A 1,463-nucleotide genomic window follows, 5' to 3' on the forward strand; every position below is an offset into this window, starting at 1 on the left:
CGGGCCCGAGCGCGACGACCGTCCCCGCGAACTCGCTGCCGGGGGTGAACGGGCTTGGCGTAGACCATCGCGTCGCAGGCCCGGCAGAGGGCCCAGTCGGCGGCACGGGAGGGTTCGGGACGAGGGATCGGCGGGGCGGGCAGCGTCTCGGTCACGGCAGGATCTCCGGTCGGTGGGAGGCGCACCGGGCGGGCAGGGTGACCCCGGCCTGGCGCAGGGTGGTGACCCGGCTGTGGAAGGCCGCGCCACGCATGAGGTTCTCGGCGATCCCGCTCACGGTCCGGGCGCCGACGGGCTCGAGCGGCGTGCCGCGGAGCCAGGTGTTGCAGGCGCCCATCGCGGCGCCACACCAGATCTGGAAGTCGGCCGTGCGGTCCGCGACCCCGCCCGCGGCCCAGTTCGAGGACAGCCCGAGGTACCAGCGGAACACCAGGGCCATGCGGCGCTTGGGATTCTCGGCGGCCCGGGCGACCTGGTCCGGGTCGCGGCGGGAGAAGTAGTCGACGGTGTCCGCCCAGACGTCGTCGAGGGGGCGGCGGAACACGGTGCGCTCCAACGACTCCCGCTCGTCGGCGGGGATGTCGTCGAGCCCGTCGTGGCGGCGGTAGAGGTCGTGGAGCCGCCGGGCACGCGAGGGGAACATCGTGCCGCGGCGCAGCACCTGGACGTCGACGCCGAGCTCGAACATGTCGCTCGACGGCGCCATCTCGCAGTCGGTCACCCCGGCCTGCCCGAGCAGCTCCTTGGCCGCCGCGGACTGGCCGGACTCGACGCACGCCTGGTTGACCGAGCCGGTCACCACGTAGTCGGCGCCCTGGGCGAACGCCGCCGCGGCGGCCTCCGGGGTGCCGATCCCGCCGCCCGCCCCGATCCGTACCGGGCTCGTGCCGCGCAGCCTGAGCAGCTCGCCCAGCAGGACCGGCAGCGGGCGGCGGTCGGTGTGGCCGCCGGAGTCCGCCTCGGCGGTGATGTCGTCGGCCATCGGGACCGTGGCCGCCAGCGCGGCCTGCTCGGCGCTGATCCGGCCCTCCTCGGTGAGCCTGCGCAGGATCGGCTCGGGCGCGGGGGCCAGGAACAGCTCCGCGATCTCGGTCCGCGAGACCTTCGCGATCACGTGGTGGGCGATCCGGGTGGACCCGTCGGCCGCACGCGACAAGCCCAGCGCGCGGTACCGGACGATCTCCGGGGTGAGCTCGAGGAACGCCGACGCCTCGACCGTGGTGACCCCGTGCCTCAGGCAGAGGTCGACGGTCGACCGCTCCATCGCGAGCTCGCTGGGGCTGTGGATCAGGTTGCAGCCGAACGGGCGGCCGGGTGCGTCCCGGGTGATCGCGGTGAGGCCGGCGTCGACCTTCTCCGAGACCAGGCCCGCGGCGCCGAAGCTGGCCAGCACACCGGTGCGGGCCAGCGCGGTCACCATCTCGGCGCTCGCGATCCCGTGCGCCATCGCGCCGGCGTGGTAG

Annotated in this window: 1 protein-coding gene; it reads right to left on the reverse strand. The window is 74.8% G+C overall.

The features are described from left to right. Positions 1-151: 151 nt before the first annotated feature. Positions 152-1,463 (reverse strand): PfaD family polyunsaturated fatty acid/polyketide biosynthesis protein (locus tag H5J29_RS32485; protein WP_181784726.1); only part of this gene is annotated, 1,312 nt, incomplete at its 5' end.

Origin of the sequence: Pseudonocardia pini (assembly GCF_013870575.1) — a bacterium.
GTDB classification, from domain to species: domain Bacteria; phylum Actinomycetota; class Actinomycetes; order Mycobacteriales; family Pseudonocardiaceae; genus Pseudonocardia; species Pseudonocardia pini.